We start from the raw sequence: 19,730 nt of genomic DNA on the forward strand, positions 1-19,730 counted from the left end.
CCTGTTCCTTATCGAGTAATCATGTCATCACGATGAACAGCGACCGGTCCATATTCATAGCCCAGAATCGCATCGATTTGTTGAGAGTGGTGACCGGCTATCCGCCGCAGAGCATCACTGTTATAACGGCTGACGCCATGAGCGATATCACGCCCTTGCAGGTTACAAATTCTGATGACCTCCCCCCGCGAGAAATTGCCCGTCACGCTTTTGATGCCTTTTGGCAGAAGTGAACTGCCACGTTCCAGCATTGCCGCGGTCGCGCCTTCATCAACCGTAATTTCGCCTGCCGGCGGCGCGCCGAAGATCCAGCGTTTGCGGTTCTCCAGCGGCGAGGCTTGCGCATGAAAACGGGTGCCGACGGAAATCCCCTCCATCACATCGCCGATCACGCCCGGTTTACTGCCTGAGGCAATAATCGTATCAATACCCGCGCGACAGGCCACGTCTGCCGCCTGAAGCTTAGTGCTCATACCACCGGTTCCCAGCCCGGAAACGCTGTCTCCCGCGATAGAGCGCAGCGCATCGTCAACGCCATACACATCTTTGATAAGCTCCGCCTGCGGATTGCTACGCGGATCGGCGGTAAATAATCCTTGCTGATCGGTCAGCAGCAGCAGTTTATCCGCGCCTGCCAGGATCGCCGCCAGCGCGGAGAGGTTATCGTTGTCGCCCACTTTAATTTCCGCTGTCGCAACGGCATCATTTTCATTGATAACCGGCACAATATGGTTATCCAGTAATGCACGTAGCGTATCGCGGGCGTTCAGAAAGCGCTCTCTGTCTTCCATATCCGCACGCGTCAACAGCATCTGCCCGATATGGATACCGTAAATTGAAAACAACTGCTCCCACAGTTGAATCAAGCGGCTTTGCCCTACCGCCGCCAGAAGCTGTTTAGAGGCAATTGTTGCCGGCAGTTCCGGGTAGCCGAGATGTTCACGTCCGGCGGCAATCGCGCCAGAGGTAACAATAACAATACGATGTCCCGCGGCGTGTAGCTGCGCGCACTGGCGGACAAGTTCTACGATATGGGCACGGTTCAGGCGGCGCGATCCGCCTGTTAGCACGCTGGTGCCGAGTTTTACGACCAGCGTCTGGCTGTCACTCATGATTCTCTGCCGTTCAAAATAAGAAATAAAGACCAAATGAACGTTTTAGCAGGACTGGCTCCGGTTGCCAACAACCTGTACGCATAGCGTGAAATTTTGTTGCGCAGGATCAGCAAGCGTAGCGGCGGAATTTGACCATTTTATTACCGCAACAATTAAACATATTTTTTTAAAAAAATTCTCACTTTGTCATAAATCTTTCATTACCGAACGTTAAAAACCTTCCTGTTTTTTACCGGGTCTCCCGACAAATCATAGCGCGTAATTAAAACAGGAATGGAAATGAATAAGAGCACTCTGGCAATAGTGGTGAGTATCATCGCATCAGCATCTGTTCACGCCGCCGAGGTTTACAATAAAAACGGTAATAAGCTTGATGTGTATGGAAAAGTTAAAGCCATGCACTATATGAGCGATTATGACAGCAAAGATGGCGATCAAAGCTACGTTCGTTTTGGTTTTAAAGGCGAAACGCAAATTAACGATCAATTGACCGGCTACGGGCGCTGGGAAGCTGAGTTTGCCGGTAATAAAGCCGAAAGTGATTCGTCCCAGCAAAAAACCCGCCTGGCCTTTGCTGGCCTGAAATTAAAAGATATCGGTTCTTTTGACTATGGACGTAACCTGGGCGCGCTGTACGATGTTGAGGCCTGGACGGATATGTTTCCCGAATTCGGCGGCGACTCTTCCGCCCAGACCGATAATTTTATGACTAAACGCGCCAGCGGGCTGGCGACTTACCGCAATACCGATTTCTTCGGCATCGTTGATGGACTGGATCTTACCTTACAGTATCAGGGGAAAAACGAAGATCGCGATGTGAAAAAGCAAAACGGCGACGGCTTCGGTACTGCCGTGAGCTATGATTTCGGCGGCAGTGATTTTGCCGTCAGCGGCGCTTATACTCTCTCCGATCGCACCAGGGAGCAAAATCTGCAGCGCCGCGGTACGGGCGATAAAGCCGAAGCCTGGGCTACGGGTGTTAAGTATGACGCGAATGATATTTATATTGCGACTTTCTATTCAGAAACCCGCAACATGACGCCAGTTTCCGGCGGATTTGCCAATAAAACCCAAAACTTCGAGGCAGTTATCCAGTATCAGTTTGATTTTGGTCTGCGTCCGTCATTAGGCTATGTGCTGTCAAAAGGCAAAGATATTGAGGGCGTCGGCAGTGAGGATTTGGTGAATTACATTGACGTTGGTGCAACCTATTATTTCAACAAAAATATGTCCGCGTTTGTAGATTACAAAATCAATCAGCTTGATAGCGATAACACGTTAGGCATTAATGACGATGATATTGTGGCAATAGGGTTGACCTACCAGTTCTGATAAGTCGCATTGTGCCTGATGGCGCTACGCCATCAGGCATGGCAGCAGGGTTATGCCGACAGTTTTACCGGCTCGTCGTTGAAATCGTCAGACGGCTCCAGCGCCAGCTCCATAGAAATCAGCAGGTCGCGTAGTTTTTCATGAAACTCGCGTAGCGTGTATTCCAGTCGCTCCACCACTTCGGTTTCGTTAATCGGCACTACGGTCCAGTTGCCCTCTTTATCAAACAAACCAAACTGATAACGATAAGTGAAGCGTTTCTCTTGTGCTTCCAGCTCCATCCACCAGCCCCAAAATTCACGCTTCTCTGGCGCGGGCTTCACGTTGACGCAAACTGCCAGGCAATCGAAAAAAAAACGATTGTCTTCGCACTGCCCTTCCCGGATATAGGGGCCAAGCGCGGTAAATTTCTTGATCAATCTACTTTTCGGGTGTCCACTCGGTAACGTCATTGCGATCTCCTTTAATGAAGCAACTGTTTTACCAAATCAATAGAATTTATCAATCTATTAACACAATCTATGATTAATCCAGTCGGTAATTTCTTGCAGCGCGCGGTCAAAATTGCGGTACACCGGGTTAAAAGGGATCTCTATCAGCTTACCGTCTGAAGATGATGTTGTAATTAAGCGAGACTCTTCTTCCGGGCTGAAAGGATCGTTTTTCCAGAAGCCGGAAAGCATTGGCGTAGGACAACGTCTACCCAGTAGCCCCTGTACTTTCAACGAATAGCGATTGAGCTCCACACGCAGCGCCTCATCCGAAGCATCATGCATACCCAGACGGCTGGCCAGCACATCCAGATACATCTCCGGCACCGTGCTCTGTCGTTGCGGATCGCTAAGTAGCGCATGGACCACCGGCCCCAGGCAAGCCACCGCTTTCAAACGCGGCGCTTCCAGATAGGCCAGACGCACCGCAACGTTGGCGCCAAAACGGAAACCAAACGCCGCAACACGGGTATGATCCACCCAAGGGACATTAGGAAGCGCTTTTAACACATGCTGGTGGAGCAAGCTGGAATCCTGGGTTAATTTCCACTTTGATGAAAATCCAACCGAAGGCATATCAAGCGTTAACATCGCGATACCGCGCGGCGCGAAATAGCGTTCATACAGGGTGTAATAGTCGGTTTGCATGGCGTCCAGGCCGCCGCACATGAGCACCGTCGGAAACGGGCCATCCCCTTTCGGCATATGTAAAAACGCGGTGACAGGCGAACCGCCAGGAACGGCAAATTCCATTTCACGTAACGAGCCTGGCAACCGCTGCGCGGCCTCTTCATAGGCGCGATTCGCCAGCGCCTGCGCCTGCTCCGCCAGCTCATCGCCCTTCAAATGCGGGTAGGCGGCAATGTTATAGAGCGTTGAGGCATGAAGCCAGTAGCGTCCGCTGCGCATGGCGTCCTGTTCCTGACAGGCTTTCTGCTGCCAGTCCATCGCCTGCTTTGCCCACTCATAAATCCAGTTGCCGCCGCGGTAACCGATGACCGTATCGTATAAATCATCATCCGTTCGCTCTGCGTCGCTCATCACAATGCGCGCCTGCACATCAAGGATTTCTCGTGGGTCAACGCCGCGCCAAATCCACATCAGGCGGTTTATCATGCGATACCAGTGCGGGACGTTCTTACCGTCCAGCGCGGATTGCATGGGCGGCTGCGACCCACGATTGAACCGACGGACAAGGGTAGACGTTTCAGTATGTTTAAAGCGGGGTTTGAACAGGGTTTCGCTGAGGTTAGCCTGTGTCATTCGTGCAGCCTCCTTGGATACTCATAGAGGCTTATTGTAACCAATAAAACAGCGCCCGGCATTGCCGGGCGCTCTGAAAAGCTGCTGATTAACGACCTGAAATCGGCGGTACAAATACCACCCCCATATCCCAGGGCTGTTCAATCCAGGTGTTCTGAGGAATATCAATAACATAATCATCAACCAGCGGACGGCCCGCCGGTTTAGCGAAAATCGTGACGAAATGCGCTTTAGGGTACATTTCGCGAATCGCGACGGCGGTACCGCCGGTATCGACCAGATCGTCGATGACGATAAAGCCTTCGCCGTCGCCTTCTGCACGTTTCAGCACTTTCAGTTCGCGCTGGTTATCGTGATCGTAGCTGGAGATGCATACGGTATCGACATGACGAATGCCCAATTCACGCGCCAGTAGTGCGCCCGGTACAAGGCCGCCACGACTTACGGCAATAATGCCTTTCCATTGTTCTGAAGGCATGAGGCGGCTCGCCAGTTTGCGTGCGTGAATCTGCAACATGTCCCAGGTGACGACGTATTTTTCGCTCATGTGAAGTGTCCCAGCCTGTTTATCTACGGCTTAAAAAGTGTTCGAGGGGGAAATAGTTGCGCGAGATTATAGAGACCTGACGCGCTAAAAACCAGTGTTTAGCGGAATCCACGCCTCTTTTTGTATGCTTTATACTACCCGCAGGCGGAGAAAGTGGTATTCTCAGTCGCATCTCGTAAGAGTTATCAATTCCGCTAACCCTGTGGCCTGTAAGAACGTTTTTCAGACCACCGCCAAGGAGACTTATCGTGTCTGAACTGTCTCAGTTATCACCACAACCTTTGTGGGATATTTTTGCCAAAATCTGTTCTATTCCTCACCCGTCCTATCACGAAGAGCAACTCGCGGAACATATTGTGAGTTGGGCCAAAGAGAAAGGCCTTTACGTGGATCGCGACCAGGTCGGTAATATTCTGATCCGTAAGCCCGCCACTGCAGGTATGGAAAATCGCAAGCCGGTCGTTTTACAGGCGCATCTGGATATGGTGCCGCAAAAAAATAGCGACACCGTTCACGACTTCACTACAGATCCTATCCAGCCTTATATTGATGGCGAATGGGTTAAAGCGCGCGGTACTACGCTCGGCGCCGACAATGGTATTGGAATGGCTTCTGCGTTAGCGGTACTGGCTGACGATAATGTCGTCCACGGCCCGCTGGAAGTGCTGCTGACCATGACCGAAGAAGCGGGCATGGATGGCGCGTTCGGCCTCCAGTCCGGCTGGTTGCAGGCCGACATCCTGATCAACACCGACTCTGAAGAAGAAGGTGAGATCTATATGGGCTGCGCAGGCGGTATTGATTTTACCTCTAATCTGCCGTTGACCCGTGAAGCTGTACCCGCAGGATTTGCGTGCTTTAAGCTAACCCTGAAAGGCCTGAAAGGCGGCCACTCCGGTGGTGAAATTCACCTCGGTCTTGGCAATGCCAACAAATTGCTGGCGCGTTTTCTGGCCGGGCACGCAGAAGAACTGGATCTGCGTCTGATCGATTTCAACGGCGGCACGCTGCGTAACGCGATTCCGCGCGAAGCGTTCGCTACCCTCGCCGTTGCCACAGACAACGTAGGCGCTCTGAAAACATTAGTGAACGCTTACCAGGATATTCTGAAAAACGAACTGGCGGAAAAAGAGAAAAACCTGACGCTGCAACTCAATGAGGTTGCCAGTGATAAAGCCGCATTGACCGCGCCGTCACGCGATACCTTTGTGCGCCTGCTGAACGCAACGCCGAACGGCGTGATCCGCAATTCAGACGTGGCGAAAGGCGTAGTGGAAACATCGCTGAACGTTGGCGTGGTCACAATGTCTGATGCGAATGTCGAAATTCACTGCCTGATTCGCTCTCTAATCGACAGCGGTAAAGATTATGTGGTGAGTATGCTGGATTCGCTGGGCAAGCTGGCTGGCGCGAAAACCGAAGCAAAAGGCAGCTATCCTGGCTGGCAGCCCGATGCGAACTCGCCGGTCATGCACCTGGTGCGGGAAACCTATCAGCGTCTGTTCAACAAGACACCGAACATCCAGATTATCCACGCCGGCCTGGAATGCGGTCTGTTTAAGAAACCCTATCCGGATATGGACATGGTTTCTATTGGGCCTACCATTACCGGACCTCACTCTCCGGATGAGCAGGTACATATCGAAAGCGTCGGCCACTACTGGACTCTGCTGACCGAATTGCTGAAAGCGATTCCTGCGAAGTAAGAAAGCGCTAAAATGCCCGTCCCATTTCTGGAACGGGCTATCAATATGGAATATCGGGTATCTATTGCCAGATAAACTCTCCTGGATGCGCTGAATAGCGCTGCGGCTACACGCGAATAGCCGGACAGCCCTATAACAGCGCCGGTAACACCGAATTATTGTGGCGTAAACGCCATTCCTTTAAATATCCGCAGCGGATTGCCGCGCTCAATCTGATGATGGAACAGACGCCTTTCAGACTTCAACGCCGCACACTCATTTTGCCGTTGCTGTTCCAGCCGCCAGGCAATCAGCAGCCGGGCCAGACGCTTATTCGCATGTTGACTGCGCTCCGACTGAACCTTCACGCTAATCCCGCTCGCCAGGTGCGTGGCCCGCACTGCCGAGTCGGTTTTATTAACGTGCTGCCCACCCGGGCCGGAAGAGCGCAGAGTCTCGAAACGAATCTCATCAGACTGTATGTGCTCGTCGGCGGAAAAGCGCCCAATGCCGACGTACCAGTTTTTTCGCCCATGGTGCGGGCGATACGGGCTGGTACAAATCCACAGTAACGTGCCGCACCAACGTTCACTGAAAGCCATGGCTTTTTCGCCGTCCAGCGAGACCAGCGCAGAACGCAGCGTGTCTGGTAATCGTCCCGGCTCTGTTTCAAGCCGTGTCAGCGATACCTTTTCTCTGGCGGCTTCTTTCGTCAGACAATCCAGCGCTTTTTTTACCGCCAGACAACACTCGTCCGGTCCCTGCGCAGAAGAAAGTTGCAGTAAGATCATGCGCTTTTCTCCCCTGAGGTTTTCAGCGTCAGCACCGGACGCAGGCAGGCAACCGGCGTAATCAGTCCGGCGTCTGCCAGACAATCCACAACGCTATCGATGGATTTATACGCCTGCGGCGCTTCTTCATAAATGAGCTGGCGATCGCGGCAAATCACCCGGCTACCCATCCCGGTACGGCAGAGCTGTCGCGGGGTAAATTTTGCCGATAACCGGTCTTTACACTCGGTACGCATCCATTTGCGCCCCGCACCGTGCGCCAGGGAGAAGAGGCTCTCCTCGCTGACGACGGGTTTCACCAGCCAGCTATAATCGCCGCGCGAGCCGGGGATAATCACCAGTCCCTGCCCATCTGGCGTAGCGCCTTTACGGTGCAGCCACCCCGCCTCACCCGCGACAGTACAGGGTTCAACGAAGTTATGCGCCACATCCAGCCGCGGTTCGCCCTCAGCCTTGAGTTGTTGCAGTATCCGGCGGGCAATCAGCGCGCGATTACTGCGGGCAAATGCCAGCGCATCGTCATGTTCTGCAAGGTAGCGGCGCGCATCGTCGCTATCTTCCGGCAAACCGTTATGCGAAAACGCCTCCACATGACGACGCAGGATAGCTTGCCCCAGACCGCGTGAACCACTGTGTACCAACAGTAATAACTGCGCTTTTTGCAACCCCGACAAAGCGAACGAATCAGCATCGACGATGCGATCGACCTGTTGCAGCTCGGCAAAATGATTGCCGCCGCCAATAGAACCCAGCGCAGAGCGCCACGAATGATGCTGCATTGCGGCGGGGACATTCTCCTCCAGCCACTGCGCGTCCGCCACGTCAGGCAGCGACGCCAGCCGCTTCTCCAGTTTATCGGCGTTATATTTACGCCCTAAAATATCCGTTTGCCATAACGCCATGCCGCAGCCGATATCGTTGCCGACCAGCGCCGGATAAAAGCGTCCACGCGAGAAAAAGGCTGCGCCAATAGGGTAGCCGCGCCCCGGATGCAGATCTGGCATCCCGATAACGCGTTTCATACCGGTTAACTTAGCCGTCGTATATAATTGTTGGATCGCGGAATCTTCGATCCACAGGTTATCTGATGCGATAGAAAATACCACATCTGATAAAGGACGAATATAATTGCCCATATACCATTCCATATATGAATTAAAAAATCAGGAAATGGCAGACTAATCCAGGGCAATAAAAGAAAATTAATCCTGGAAAGGTCTGCAAAGTGCGTTCAGAGAATAAAGTGTCATGATGAACCTCCTTTGCAGTTATTGAGAATGAGAAAACGCGGGTATAGTAATACTGAAATTTAGATGGCGCAATCGTAATAGTGATAAAATCTTAATAGCCTGACTTATAACCCTAACACCAACTGTCGTTCCAACTGAGGGTCGAGCAGCGTTACATGTAGCCCCACCAGCCGTACGCCGCGCTCGCCGCGACGCTCGTCCCAGGTTTTACGGGCGGTGGTAATTAAGTCTTCTTTATTTAATTGCGGCCAGACATGTTCCTGAGTGGTTTGCTGAAAATCATTAAATTTTAATTTAACGCCCTGTCGGGCAATCAGTAAATCGGGCTTTACTATAGCCAGACGACGCTCCAGTTCCGGATATAAATGTTCAATAATGGCCTCGCAGTCCGACCATTCATGAATATCCTCCGCCAGAGTACGCTCAACACCTACCGATTTACGCAGCCTTTCGCTGTTAACATCACGCTCGTCAATACCCTGACTACGCTCCCATAATACCCGGCCAAATTTACCAAAGCGTTTGAGAAGCATCGCCAGATCGCACTGTTGAATATCCCCGCAGGTTCTTAACCCCATATTTTCCAGTTTAGCGGCGGAAACTTTCCCCACGCCTGGAATTTTGGCTAACGGCAACGTTTTAAGAAAGCCGGGTACATCGGCTGGCGTAATAACATATTGTCCGTTCGGTTTATTGAGATCGGAGGCGATCTTCGCCAGAAATTTCACTGGCGCAACGCCGGCGGAGGCGGTGAGTTGCAGTTCATTGAAAATAGTCTGACGAATCTCCCTGGCGATCAGAGTTGCCGAACCATAACAGTGCGGGCTGTCAGTCACATCCAGCCAGGCTTCATCCAGCGAGAGCGGTTCAATCAGTGAAGTGTAGCGGGAAAAGATGTCACGTACATGCCGCGAAGCCTCTTTATAGGCGTCAAAGCGGCCAGGCAGTAAGGTGAGATGGGGGCACAGCTTTAGCGCCATGGCGGTCGGCATCGCGCTACGTACGCCAAACTGGCGCGCAGGATAGTTGGCGGTACTGATAACGCCTCTTCGCTCACGACTCCCGCCAATGGCAATGGGGATATCGCGTAACGCCGGATTATCACGCATCTCTACCGCGGCAAAAAAACAGTCCATATCAACATGTATGATTTTGCGCATCGCTCGCCCCCACAATACTGTTTAAGTGTACAGTATGTTTTATTGCGCGCAAAGAGACATTCGCGTTAAAAATGCGACATATTCGAAGGTATGACGACGAAAGCGGCGGGAAAATTGTAAACGTACACACGGGGACTTGCGAAAAACTGCCGTGGTGCTAATGTGAGCGCTCCAAATCCAGATTACTCCGATTTGGGGACTCTTTTGCCGTTCTGGCGTGTGTAACCGTTTTATCAAGGAACAAGCAGTATGCGTAAAATCGCATTTTTTCTTGCGATGCTTCTGATGCCGTGCGTCTCGTTTGCCGGTTTGCTGAGCAGCAGCAGCCCCGTCACGCCGGTCAGTAAAGAGTATAAGCAGCAGTTAATGGGCTCACCGGTCTATATTCAGATTTTTAAAGAAGAGCGCACTCTTGATCTCTACGTCAAAATGGGTGAGCAATACCAGTTGCTTGATAGCTACAAAATTTGCAACTATTCCGGTGGGTTAGGCCCGAAACGCCGTCAGGGCGATTTTAAAAGTCCGGAAGGGTTTTACAGCGTTCAGCGCAATCAACTCAAGCCAGACAGCCGTTTTTATAAGGCCATCAACATTGGTTTTCCCAATGCCTACGATCGCGCGCATGGCTATGATGGTAAATATCTGATGATTCACGGCGCCTGTGTTTCCGTCGGCTGCTATGCCATGACCGATAGCGGCATTGATGAGATTTTCCAGTTTGTCACCGCCGCGCTGGTCTTTGGTCAGCCGAGCGTGCAGGTGAGTATTTATCCGTTCCGGATGACCGACGCCAATATGCAGCGTCATAAATATTCATATTACAAAGATTTCTGGGCGCAGCTAAAACCCGGCTACGATTATTTTGAACAGACGCATAAGCCGCCAACTGTTTCTATCGTTGATGGACGTTACGTCGTGAGCAAACCGTTGAGTCACGAAGTCGTTCAGCCACAGCTGGCCTCAAATTATACGCTCTCCGAGGCAAAATAACGCCCATTCGCCTGGCATAATCTTTTGCCAGGTTTCATTCCCCGTTAGCGGCTGGGTAGCAATCACGGTAACCACGTCATTTGGCGTGGTCTGTGAGCTGAAATCAATTTCCATATCCTGATCCACCAGCGTGGCTACGCCAAACGGCGCCCGGCGAGTGATCCAGTGCAAATGGGTTGAGCAAAACGCCATCACATATCGCCCATCTGACAGCAGCATGTTAAAAACGCCTTTTTCACGTAATACCGTCGCCAGTGTCGCAATATATTTAAATACCGCTGTCATGTTGCCCGGCGTGCGGGGATAACGCTGCGTTAATTTATGCAATAGCCAGCAAAACGCTTTTTCGCTGTCGGTTTCCCCCACCGGACGAAAATTACCGGTTTCCAGCGACTTATAACCGTTGAGCTGACCGTTATGAGCATAAGTCCAGTTGCGTCCCCATAATTCCCGGGTAAAAGGGTGTGTATTTTCCAGCGCCACTTCACCGCGATTAGCCTGACGGATATGGGCGATAACCGAGCAGGACTTGATCGGGTAATTCTGTACCAGTTTCGCAATCGGCGAATGGTAGCTCGGTTGCGGATCTTTAAACGTGCGACAGCCCTTTCCTTCGTAAAAGGTAATTCCCCAGCCGTCTTTATGCGGCCCGGTTCCGCCGCCACGCTGCACCAGTCCGGTGAAGCTAAAGCAGATATCCGTCGGCACATTGGCGCTCATCCCAAGCAGTTCGCACATACATCACCTCCACAAACGCCTTAAGCGGGAAGGCGTAATTTTTACAGCCAATCAAATCTCAAAATATCAAAGAAAACAATATGCTATACCCTAAATAATTCGAGTTGCAGGAAGGCGGTAAGGGAGGAAATCCCCAGGAACATAGATAACTATGTGACTGGGGTTTCTGAGCGCAACCAACGCACCTGCAGCTTGAAGTATGACGGGTATAGTTATTTAACCATCTCTTTTTCGATCAGTTGAATCAGGATATGAATTACTTTGATATGAATTTCCTGAATACGATCGGCATAACCGAAGTGCGGTACGCGAATTTCAATATCCGCCGTTCCCGCCATTTTGCCGCCGTCTTTGCCGGTCAACGTAATCACTTTCATGCCTTTTTCACGGGCCGCGGCAATCGCTTTAATCACGTTACCAGAGTTACCCGACGTCGAGATCCCTAACAGGACATCGCCTTCGCGCCCTACCGCCTCAACGTAACGAGAGAAAATATAGTCATAGCCAAAATCATTACTGACGCAGGATATATGGCTAACATCAGAAATCGCAATTGCCGGGTAGCCCGGACGATTTTCACGATAACGACCTGTCAGCTCTTCAGCAAAGTGCATCGCATCGCAATGGGAGCCGCCGTTACCGCAGGAAAGTACCTTACCACCCGCTTTAAAACTGTCAGCCAACAGGACCGCCGCGCGCTGAATGGCGTGAATATTGGCGTCATCTTTTAAAAAATTAGCCAGCGTTTCCGCCGCTTCGTTCAGTTCGTTACGAATAAGATCCTGGTACATGAGGATATCCTTCAGCATGAATGTAAATGACAGTATGCAGTGTACCGGATAGCAGTACAGGCGAGAAGCATAAGCCGAATTAACGCCTCACGCTTTTGATTTTTCGTGCCCCCAAAAACGGCAACAATGTGAGCTTTGTTGTAATTATTTTGTAAACACATTGCTAAAAGATTTTACATCCACTACAACCTAATCATCACAAGTGGTCAGACCTCCTACAAGCAAGGGAGCTTTTCGTTATGATGATTTTGAGTATTATCGCTACGGTTGTTCTGCTCGGCGCATTGTTCTATCACCGCGTGAGTTTATTTCTCAGCAGCCTGATTCTGCTCGCCTGGACCGCCGCACTTGGCGTCGCTGGCCTGTGGTCCATCTGGCTGTTGGTTCCTCTGGCCATTATCCTCGTGCCGTTTAACCTCACACCGATGCGAAAATCAATGATTTCCGCACCGGTGTTCCGCGGCTTCCGTAAGGTCATGCCGCCGATGTCGCGCACTGAGAAAGAAGCGATTGATGCCGGTACAACCTGGTGGGAAGGCGATCTGTTCCAGGGCAAGCCTGACTGGAAAAAACTGCACAACTATCCGCAACCGCAACTCACTGCCGAAGAGCAAGCGTTTCTCGACGGTCCGGTAGAAGAAGCGTGCCGGATGGCGAACGATTTCCAGATTACCCATGAACTGGCGGATCTGCCGCCGGAACTGTGGGCTTATCTGAAAGAGCATCGTTTTTTTGCGATGATCATTAAAAAAGAGTACGGCGGACTGGAGTTCTCCGCTTATGCGCAGTCCCGTGTACTGCAAAAACTGTCCGGCGTCTCCGGGATTCTGGCTATCACCGTCGGCGTTCCAAACTCACTCGGCCCTGGCGAGTTGTTGCAGCACTATGGTACGGAAGAGCAGAAGAATCACTATCTGCCGCGACTGGCGCGCGGCCAGGAGATCCCCTGCTTTGCGCTGACCAGCCCGGAAGCAGGTTCTGATGCAGGCGCCATTCCGGATACCGGCGTGGTTTGCATGGGCGAATGGCAGGGCCAGCAGGTGCTGGGTATGCGCCTGACCTGGAACAAGCGTTACATTACGCTGGCACCGATAGCTACCGTGTTGGGCCTGGCGTTTAAGCTTTCCGATCCGGATAGATTGTTAGGCGGAGAAGAAGAGCTGGGTATTACCTGTGCCCTGATCCCCACCTCAACGCCGGGTGTGGAAATTGGTCGTCGTCACTTCCCGCTTAACGTTCCGTTCCAGAATGGTCCAACCCGCGGTAACGATATTTTCGTGCCTATTGATTATATTATCGGCGGCCCCAAAATGGCCGGACAAGGCTGGCGTATGCTGGTGGAATGTTTGTCGGTAGGACGCGGTATTACCCTGCCGTCCAACTCCACTGGCGGGGTGAAATCCGTCGCGCTGGCAACCGGCGCCTATGCTCACATTCGTCGTCAGTTCAAAATTTCTATCGGCAAGATGGAAGGTATTGAGGAACCGCTGGCGCGTATTGCAGGTAACGCTTATGTGATGGATGCCGCCGCATCGTTAATCACCTACGGCATTATGCTGGGTGAAAAACCGGCGGTACTGTCGGCTATCGTGAAGTACCACTGCACCCACCGCGGCCAGCAGTCCATTATCGACGCGATGGATATCACTGGGGGTAAAGGCATTATGCTGGGCGAGAGCAACTTCCTGGCGCGTGCTTACCAGGGCGCGCCTATCGCGATCACCGTGGAAGGCGCGAATATCCTGACCCGTAGCATGATGATCTTTGGTCAGGGCGCCATTCGCTGCCATCCTTATGTACTGGAAGAGATGGCCGCAGCGCAGAATAATGATGTGAATGCCTTTGATAAGCTGTTGTTTAAACATATCGGCCATGTCGGCAGCAATACCGTCCGCAGTTTCTGGCTTGGCCTGACCCGCGGATTAACGAGCCATACGCCAACCGGCGACGCCACGAAGCGTTATTACCAGCATCTGAACCGACTGAGCGCAAACCTGGCGCTGCTGTCTGACGTGTCAATGGCGGTACTGGGCGGCAGCCTGAAACGCCGCGAGCGTATCTCCGCGCGTCTGGGCGATGTGTTGAGTCAGCTTTATCTGGCCTCAGCCGTACTGAAGCGTTACGACGACGAAGGTCGCCACGAAGCCGACCTGCCGCTGGTACACTGGGGCGTACAGGATGCGCTGTATCGTGCTGAACAAGCGATGGACGATCTGCTGCAGAACTTCCCGAACCGCGTCGTGGCCGGATTGCTCACCGCGATGATCTTCCCGACTGGCCGTCATTATCTGGCGCCGTCTGATAAGCTGGATCACGCCGTGGCGAAGATCCTGCAAGTGCCGAACGCCACACGTTCACGCATTGGGCGCGGCCAGTATCTGACACCCGCCGAACATAATCCGGTCGGTTTACTGGAAGAAGCGCTGCGTGATGTCATCGCTGCCGACCCTATCCACCAGCGCATCTGCAAAGAACTGGGTAAAAATCTGCCGTTTACTCGTCTGGATGAACTGGCGCGCAATGCGCTGGCGAAAGGGCTTATAGATAAAGATGAAGCCGCCATCCTGGCGAAAGCGGAAGAGAGCCGCCTGCGCAGTATCAACGTTGATGATTTTGAACCTGAAGCGCTGGCGACCAAACCGGTAAAGCTGCCGGAGAAAGTGCGTAAAGTCGAAGCCGCATAATCAGTCTCGTGTCTTTCCTGCCCCGCTTTCGCGGGGCTTTTTCTTGCCGCTTTTTTATTATTGCTCATGCTACAGTGTAAAGACGCTGTTCAATGAGGAGCTCCGATCGTGTCTGGTTTGAAAATTACTCTGTTGCAACAACCTTTAGTCTGGATGGACGGCCCGGCAAACCTGCGTCATTTTGACAGACAGCTAGAGCTCGTATCTGGCCGGGATGTGATTGTTCTGCCTGAAATGTTTACCACCGGCTTCGCGATGGAGGCCGCTAATAACTCACTTTCGCAAGATAGCGTGATTACGTGGATGCAGGCCAAAGCCCGACAAACTGACGCTCTGATTGCCGGCAGCGCGGCGCTACAAACTGAGCGCGGCGCCGTAAATCGCTTCTTACTGGTTGAACCGGAAGGCAAGGTTCATCTCTATGATAAGCGCCATCTGTTTCGTATGGCGGATGAACATCAACATTATGCCGCAGGCGATAAACGCATCATCGTGCAGTGGCGCGGTTGGCGCATTCTGCCGCTGATCTGTTACGATCTGCGCTTTCCGATATGGTCACGCAACCGCAATGATTACGATCTGGCGCTGTATGTAGCGAACTGGCCCGCGCCGCGCTCGCTACACTGGCAAACATTACTGACGGCGCGCGCTATTGAAAATCAGGCTTATGTCGCAGGCTGCAACCGGGTTGGCACCGATGGTAACGGGCTACATTATCGCGGCGATAGCCGGATCATTAATCCCCAGGGCGACATTATCGCCACCGCCGAACCACACCAGGCGACACGTATCGATGCCGATCTTTCTCTCGTCGCCTTGCAGGACTATCGCGAAAAATTTCCAGCCTGGCGCGATGCCGATCCATTCACCTTGTAAGCAACCTGCCGCTCACCGCGGCGGGATTGTTTCACTCCGTAACTCTCCGTAAAACAAATTCGCGTGGCGTAATGTGGCAGGCAACGTATTCTGACTAAGAGCCTATCCCACCAGGCGTTATTGGCGCAGCCAGTTTGGACACGGACAGCGCGCAAAAACCGGAGCGTACACGTAGTACGTGAGGTTTGACTCGCTACGCTCGCCCTTCGGGCCGCCGCTAGCGGCGTTCAAAACGCTAACGCGTTTTGGCGAGCACTGCCCAGGTCCAAAATGGCAAGTAAAATAGCCCTAATGGGATAGGCTCTAAGATAATTGCTCGCCATTCGTGGGTAATAAAAACGGTTAATCACTCCCTTATCAGGATATCTTCATGAAAAACTTTGTACGCACAACTTTACTGGCAGCGACTCTGGCGGGCGTTTCTTTTGGCGCTTTCGCCACCGCTGTCCCCAATCCTCCCCTGCCCGCCCAGGATCCTATTGTCCAGCATCTGAAGCTGACAAACGATCAGATTACCCGGATCAAAAAACTTCACCAACAACTGGAAACCGACGTCAGTCAGATTTCTATGAAGGGAATTAAAGACGGTGCGCTGATAGAGGTGATTAAATCCGGTAAATGGGATGACGCCGCCGTAAAACAGCAGCTTGCAGCCTTCAGTAACATAGAACAACAGGCTCGCTATTATCGGGTTAAATATTATTTTGATTTAAGCAAAGTCTTAACACCAGAACAGCGTCAACAGGTACAACAAGATCTCGCCCAGGCACTTGAGTAAATATTTTTGCCCGTTATTCCTGGATAACGGGCTTTATCCAGGTCGGGTACAAATTCATCTTCATCTTTTTCTTACAGCATCGCTCTATCTCACACTACCCGTTACATAACGTAGAAGTGAAACCGTACGTGGGGCTGGCATACGTTGGGCAATTTGGCGAGGAGATGGATTTCCATACCGACGATTATCGTATTGTTATTTAATATTTTCATCTCATTTTTTACCCGCTTACAGAAAACCCAGCGTTACAATAGACCGTTTTTTGGCTTCGTTTATGTAATCGTTATATCACACCCTATACCGTGAAACTTGTCTTTTAGCCCAATATTAAGGCAGGTTCTGAAATGAAAAACTTTTTCGCAGTCTGCATCATTCCCCTTGTGGTAGCCTGGTCCGCTACTGCATCAGCACAAGAAGGGATCTATATCACCGGGAAAGCGGGGACATCCGTAGTCAATGTCTATGGAATCAACTCAACCTTCAGCCAGGATGAGATAGTTAATGGTCATGCAACGTTACCTGACCGTACCAAAGGCGTTTTTGGCGGCGGGGTTGCTATCGGTTATGACTTTTATGATCCATTCCAGCTTCCAGTACGTTTAGAACTGGATACCACTTTCAGAGGTGAGACGGATGCTAAAGGCGGGCAGGATATTATTGCATTTGGTGATCCAGTACACATAAATGTAAAAAATCAGGTCCGAATGACCACTTACATGGTTAATGGCTATTATGATTTTCACAATAGTACGGCATTTACTCCCTATATCAGCGCAGGCGTTGGCCTCGCTCATGTGAAGCTAAGTAATAACACCATTCCTGTTGGTTTTGGTATTAATGAAACTCTGTCTGCTTCAAAAAATAACTTTGCCTGGGGCGCAGGTATCGGTGCAAAATATGCTGTAACAGATAATATTATGATTGACGCCAGTTATAAATACATTAATGCTGGCAAAGTAAGCATTTCAAAAAATCACTATGCTGGTGATGAACATACCGCTTATGATGCAGACACAAAGGCTGCCTCCAATGACTTCATGCTCGGCATTACTTACGCCTTTTAAACACTATCGGTAAAATAGCTGGTCCTGTGGGTTCCCGAAGGCGCAATGGAGGATATCAGTAATGAATACTCCTGCGCCTTCAGAAAATCTTTGAACAGGTGCAACCTGGCGCCATTTTTCAGTACACTGCAACGTTTCTGGTATGGGCTTAACTTCCGGCTGCCCAAAAACAGTCCCGTCCTGTTGTATGATCTCTAAATGTGAATGGCACGATTATGCGAGATACTTACAAGTGTCTGGTATGAAGATATACTGCGAACGCCGATGTAAACGGCGCGCGTAACATTTTAGAGCGGGACACGCCGTGCTTGCCTGTGGAAGGAGCGTGCAGTCAGGCAGCCCGTTGGAGCAGGAACCCACGCCCTTCAGGACGTGGAGGATGTCAATGCACAAGAATTGGGGAATCTTTAGCAGAATTTATTATCTCTACAGTAGCATCTCTCTTGTTCCCGTCATAAATAACCCAATGCCTCCAGAGCTGAAACCGCCTTCAGCATGAGCACTGGCTGCAAATAACACCAAATAAAATAATAATATAACAACTACCGAGACAAAAAACACCTCTCTAAAGTATTTAGAATTCATACAGTCAGCTCATTTAAATTTAACGTCACATGCAACCATGCATGCGTAAAACAAGAACCACACTCATATTAATAATGATTAGTAATGTGAGTGTGCGTATAACGAGATACAGATGTATATTCCTTAATGTAACGGAACATCATCAATGCAAATAGCAACCATCGATATATTAAACTAAAATAATACATCTAGTGCATATATAAACCATTCGTATGGTGGCTGTAATAAAATTGTTGATAAACGGTCATCCCCTAAACTTCCAGCCTCCCCACCGCACGAACAATGATGTTCTTTATATTTAATCGTAATAAAAAACAAAACAATAATTAAACAAAAAATAAATAAGATATTTTTGATTCAAATTTTCACTCCTTCTGTTATATACACCAAGTTTCATTTTTTTTATGATCCCGAAAGAAAAAACCGTCATATGACGATGGCCATTGCATTCCATACATGTAATCAACTTCGTTCTGGTACACGGCCCTCTGTTCTACATCATTTATATCCCCGACAAGAATCTTTTGGAACTTATGATAATGATAAACACTACTAATAAAATTAGGATCACGAGGCACTACGCAAGCCTGAAAAAAGAACCCAAGGTTTTTAATTTCACTGGAATAAGAATGTTTACCACAAAAATCAAACCAAACTTCCATACCATAATCTCTGCGACTCCTGATGTACTCGCTCAGAAATTTGTGGTTGTTATTAAAGTCAACAGAAACAGCAAATAACCCGACGCTATTTAATTTACTGATCCTTTCCATATGTATGAGCACAAATTCCCAGGGGATCCTGAGTATATATTTATTTAACCCATATTTATGGTTGAATAAATTAAATGACTTTTGTAACTCTTCAAAAAACATCAATGACTCAATTATGTGGTTTTCGCCTTCTTTCCAGAAGGGTTCAACGAAATAAATATCAGTAACATCATCTGTTTTAATGCGGTTTTTTGTTACATGCACGGGGTGATATTTAACCATGTGATATTCCGCTGTGTTATTCTGTGCCGCTTAATTTCACCACTGCTGATTAAAATCCTTGTTCAACAGCCGCAATCTGCCGTTGTTGTTCCGTAAGAAGGATAATAATGTATTAAATCAGTAAGTACACATCACACTTTCACACTGGCAGTTCGTTTGTTTCCTTTATTTGCTCAAGAACAAAGCTCGATGCAGATCCACTAATTGAAGAATTAGTTAATATTATTTTCTCATAAAAACTATAGTAATCGTTCATATCTGTAAATACTGTATGCATTAAATAATTAAATGATCCAGAAATTCGATAAAAGGCAATAACCTCAGGCATTGACTTTATTTTCTCAGAAATACTAGCGTATTGCTCCTCAGATATGTTAATCATAATAAAGACATTAAGTGAAAGACCTAGTTTTTCTTTATCCAATAAAGCGAACTGACCAATGATAACCCCCCTGTCTTTAAGTTTTTTTAAACGTTTGAAACATGGTGTGGGCGTAAGTCCCACTTTATATGCAAGTTGCCATAAAGTTTGTGCACAATCTTTTTGGATTTCTTTCAATAATTCTTTATCTTTATCATCTAAATACACAGTCAT

19 protein-coding genes and 1 pseudogene are annotated in these 19,730 nt (G+C 49.9%); 8 read left to right on the plus strand and 12 right to left on the minus strand.

Annotated elements, in window-relative coordinates; all coding sequences use genetic code 11:
- Positions 1 to 8: 8 nt before the first annotated feature.
- Complete coding sequence (proB, locus tag ACLJRS_RS13500) at positions 9 to 1,112, minus strand: glutamate 5-kinase (protein ID WP_001285275.1); 1,104 nt, start codon at positions 1,110 to 1,112, stop codon at positions 9 to 11.
- Positions 1,113 to 1,394: 282 nt separating this feature from the next.
- Here proB and phoE point away from each other — a divergent pair, with 282 nt between their 5' ends.
- Complete coding sequence (gene phoE / locus ACLJRS_RS13505) at positions 1,395 to 2,447, plus strand: phosphoporin PhoE (RefSeq protein ID WP_001043662.1); 1,053 nt, start codon at positions 1,395 to 1,397, stop codon at positions 2,445 to 2,447.
- Between the two features lie 50 nt (positions 2,448 to 2,497).
- On the opposite strand, the gene crl is transcribed toward phoE, so the two are convergent.
- The 3 genes from crl to gpt form a co-directional block, all read right to left on the minus strand.
- Complete coding sequence (crl, locus tag ACLJRS_RS13510) at positions 2,498 to 2,899, minus strand: sigma factor-binding protein Crl (RefSeq protein ID WP_000174696.1); 402 nt, start codon at positions 2,897 to 2,899, stop codon at positions 2,498 to 2,500.
- A gap of 57 nt (positions 2,900 to 2,956) precedes the next feature.
- Positions 2,957 to 4,201, minus strand: a complete 1,245-nt coding sequence (frsA, locus tag ACLJRS_RS13515; RefSeq protein WP_000189588.1) for an esterase FrsA — start codon at positions 4,199 to 4,201, stop codon at positions 2,957 to 2,959.
- 88 nt (positions 4,202 to 4,289) lie between these two features.
- Positions 4,290 to 4,748, minus strand: a complete 459-nt coding sequence (gene gpt, locus ACLJRS_RS13520) for a xanthine phosphoribosyltransferase (protein ID WP_001292018.1) — start codon at positions 4,746 to 4,748, stop codon at positions 4,290 to 4,292.
- A 248-nt stretch (positions 4,749 to 4,996) separates the two neighbouring features.
- Here gpt and pepD point away from each other — a divergent pair, with 248 nt between their 5' ends.
- Entirely contained in the window at positions 4,997 to 6,454 is a 1,458-nt protein-coding gene (gene pepD / locus ACLJRS_RS13525; protein WP_001292979.1) for a cytosol nonspecific dipeptidase, read from the plus strand.
- 155 nt (positions 6,455 to 6,609) lie between these two features.
- Here pepD and prfH read toward each other — a convergent pair whose 3' ends face one another.
- From prfH to dinB, 3 genes are all read right to left on the minus strand, one after another.
- The gene (gene prfH / locus ACLJRS_RS13530; RefSeq protein ID WP_000602086.1) at positions 6,610 to 7,224 is read right to left on the minus strand and encodes a peptide chain release factor H; all 615 of its coding nucleotides are present in this window, start codon (positions 7,222 to 7,224) and stop codon (positions 6,610 to 6,612) included.
- Complete coding sequence (locus ACLJRS_RS13535; protein WP_000528886.1) at positions 7,221 to 8,360, minus strand: RNA ligase RtcB family protein; 1,140 nt, start codon at positions 8,358 to 8,360, stop codon at positions 7,221 to 7,223. Before ACLJRS_RS13535 ends, prfH begins: the two co-directional genes overlap by 4 nt.
- A gap of 218 nt (positions 8,361 to 8,578) precedes the next feature.
- The gene (gene dinB / locus ACLJRS_RS13540; RefSeq protein ID WP_001226204.1) at positions 8,579 to 9,634 is read right to left on the minus strand and encodes a DNA polymerase IV; all 1,056 of its coding nucleotides are present in this window, start codon (positions 9,632 to 9,634) and stop codon (positions 8,579 to 8,581) included.
- 249 nt (positions 9,635 to 9,883) lie between these two features.
- Here dinB and dpaA point away from each other — a divergent pair, with 249 nt between their 5' ends.
- Positions 9,884 to 10,624 carry a peptidoglycan meso-diaminopimelic acid protein amidase gene (gene dpaA, locus ACLJRS_RS13545; protein WP_001225658.1) on the plus strand — a complete coding sequence of 247 codons (741 nt, stop codon included), beginning with the start codon at positions 9,884 to 9,886 and terminating at the stop codon, positions 10,622 to 10,624.
- Here dpaA and ACLJRS_RS13550 read toward each other — a convergent pair.
- Positions 10,595 to 11,362: a class II glutamine amidotransferase gene (locus ACLJRS_RS13550; protein WP_000333387.1), complete on the minus strand. Its 768-nt coding sequence runs from the start codon at positions 11,360 to 11,362 to the stop codon at positions 10,595 to 10,597. The genes dpaA and ACLJRS_RS13550 overlap by 30 nt on opposite strands.
- A gap of 212 nt (positions 11,363 to 11,574) precedes the next feature.
- On the minus strand, positions 11,575 to 12,153 hold the full coding sequence (gene lpcA, locus ACLJRS_RS13555) for a D-sedoheptulose 7-phosphate isomerase (protein ID WP_000284051.1): 579 nt from the start codon (positions 12,151 to 12,153) through the stop codon (positions 11,575 to 11,577).
- Between the two features lie 239 nt (positions 12,154 to 12,392).
- Between lpcA and fadE the strand changes: the two genes are divergently transcribed.
- The 4 genes from fadE (at position 12,393) to pagN (ending at position 17,555) form a co-directional block, all read left to right on the plus strand.
- Positions 12,393 to 14,837, plus strand: a complete 2,445-nt coding sequence (fadE, locus tag ACLJRS_RS13560) for an acyl-CoA dehydrogenase FadE (protein WP_000973041.1) — start codon at positions 12,393 to 12,395, stop codon at positions 14,835 to 14,837.
- 108 nt (positions 14,838 to 14,945) lie between these two features.
- Complete coding sequence (locus ACLJRS_RS13565) at positions 14,946 to 15,713, plus strand: amidohydrolase (RefSeq protein ID WP_000015789.1); 768 nt, start codon at positions 14,946 to 14,948, stop codon at positions 15,711 to 15,713.
- Positions 15,714 to 16,083: 370 nt separating this feature from the next.
- Positions 16,084 to 16,491, plus strand: a complete 408-nt coding sequence (locus ACLJRS_RS13570) for a Spy/CpxP family protein refolding chaperone (RefSeq protein WP_000788200.1) — start codon at positions 16,084 to 16,086, stop codon at positions 16,489 to 16,491.
- A gap of 344 nt (positions 16,492 to 16,835) precedes the next feature.
- Complete coding sequence (gene pagN / locus ACLJRS_RS13575) at positions 16,836 to 17,555, plus strand: adhesin/invasin protein PagN (RefSeq protein WP_000787610.1); 720 nt, start codon at positions 16,836 to 16,838, stop codon at positions 17,553 to 17,555.
- Between the two features lie 3 nt (positions 17,556 to 17,558).
- Here the strand turns inward: pagN and ACLJRS_RS13580 are convergent, their stop codons facing one another.
- The gene (locus ACLJRS_RS13580; protein WP_031607265.1) at positions 17,559 to 17,747 is read right to left on the minus strand and encodes a hypothetical protein; all 189 of its coding nucleotides are present in this window, start codon (positions 17,745 to 17,747) and stop codon (positions 17,559 to 17,561) included.
- Positions 17,748 to 17,803: 56 nt separating this feature from the next.
- Here ACLJRS_RS13580 and ACLJRS_RS13585 point away from each other — a divergent pair.
- A pseudogene (locus ACLJRS_RS13585) lies at positions 17,804 to 17,916 on the plus strand (hypothetical protein); the annotation flags it as partial.
- A gap of 601 nt (positions 17,917 to 18,517) precedes the next feature.
- Here the strand turns inward: ACLJRS_RS13585 and tioA are convergent.
- On the minus strand, positions 18,518 to 19,135 hold the full coding sequence (tioA, locus tag ACLJRS_RS13590; protein ID WP_000241747.1) for a protein TioA: 618 nt from the start codon (positions 19,133 to 19,135) through the stop codon (positions 18,518 to 18,520).
- 139 nt (positions 19,136 to 19,274) lie between these two features.
- Positions 19,275 to 19,730: an Lrp/AsnC family transcriptional regulator TinR gene (gene tinR / locus ACLJRS_RS13595; protein WP_000219490.1), complete on the minus strand. Its 456-nt coding sequence runs from the start codon at positions 19,728 to 19,730 to the stop codon at positions 19,275 to 19,277.

The organism is Salmonella sp. SAL00670 (assembly GCF_046552235.1).
GTDB classification, from domain to species: Bacteria; Pseudomonadota; Gammaproteobacteria; order Enterobacterales; family Enterobacteriaceae; genus Salmonella; species Salmonella enterica.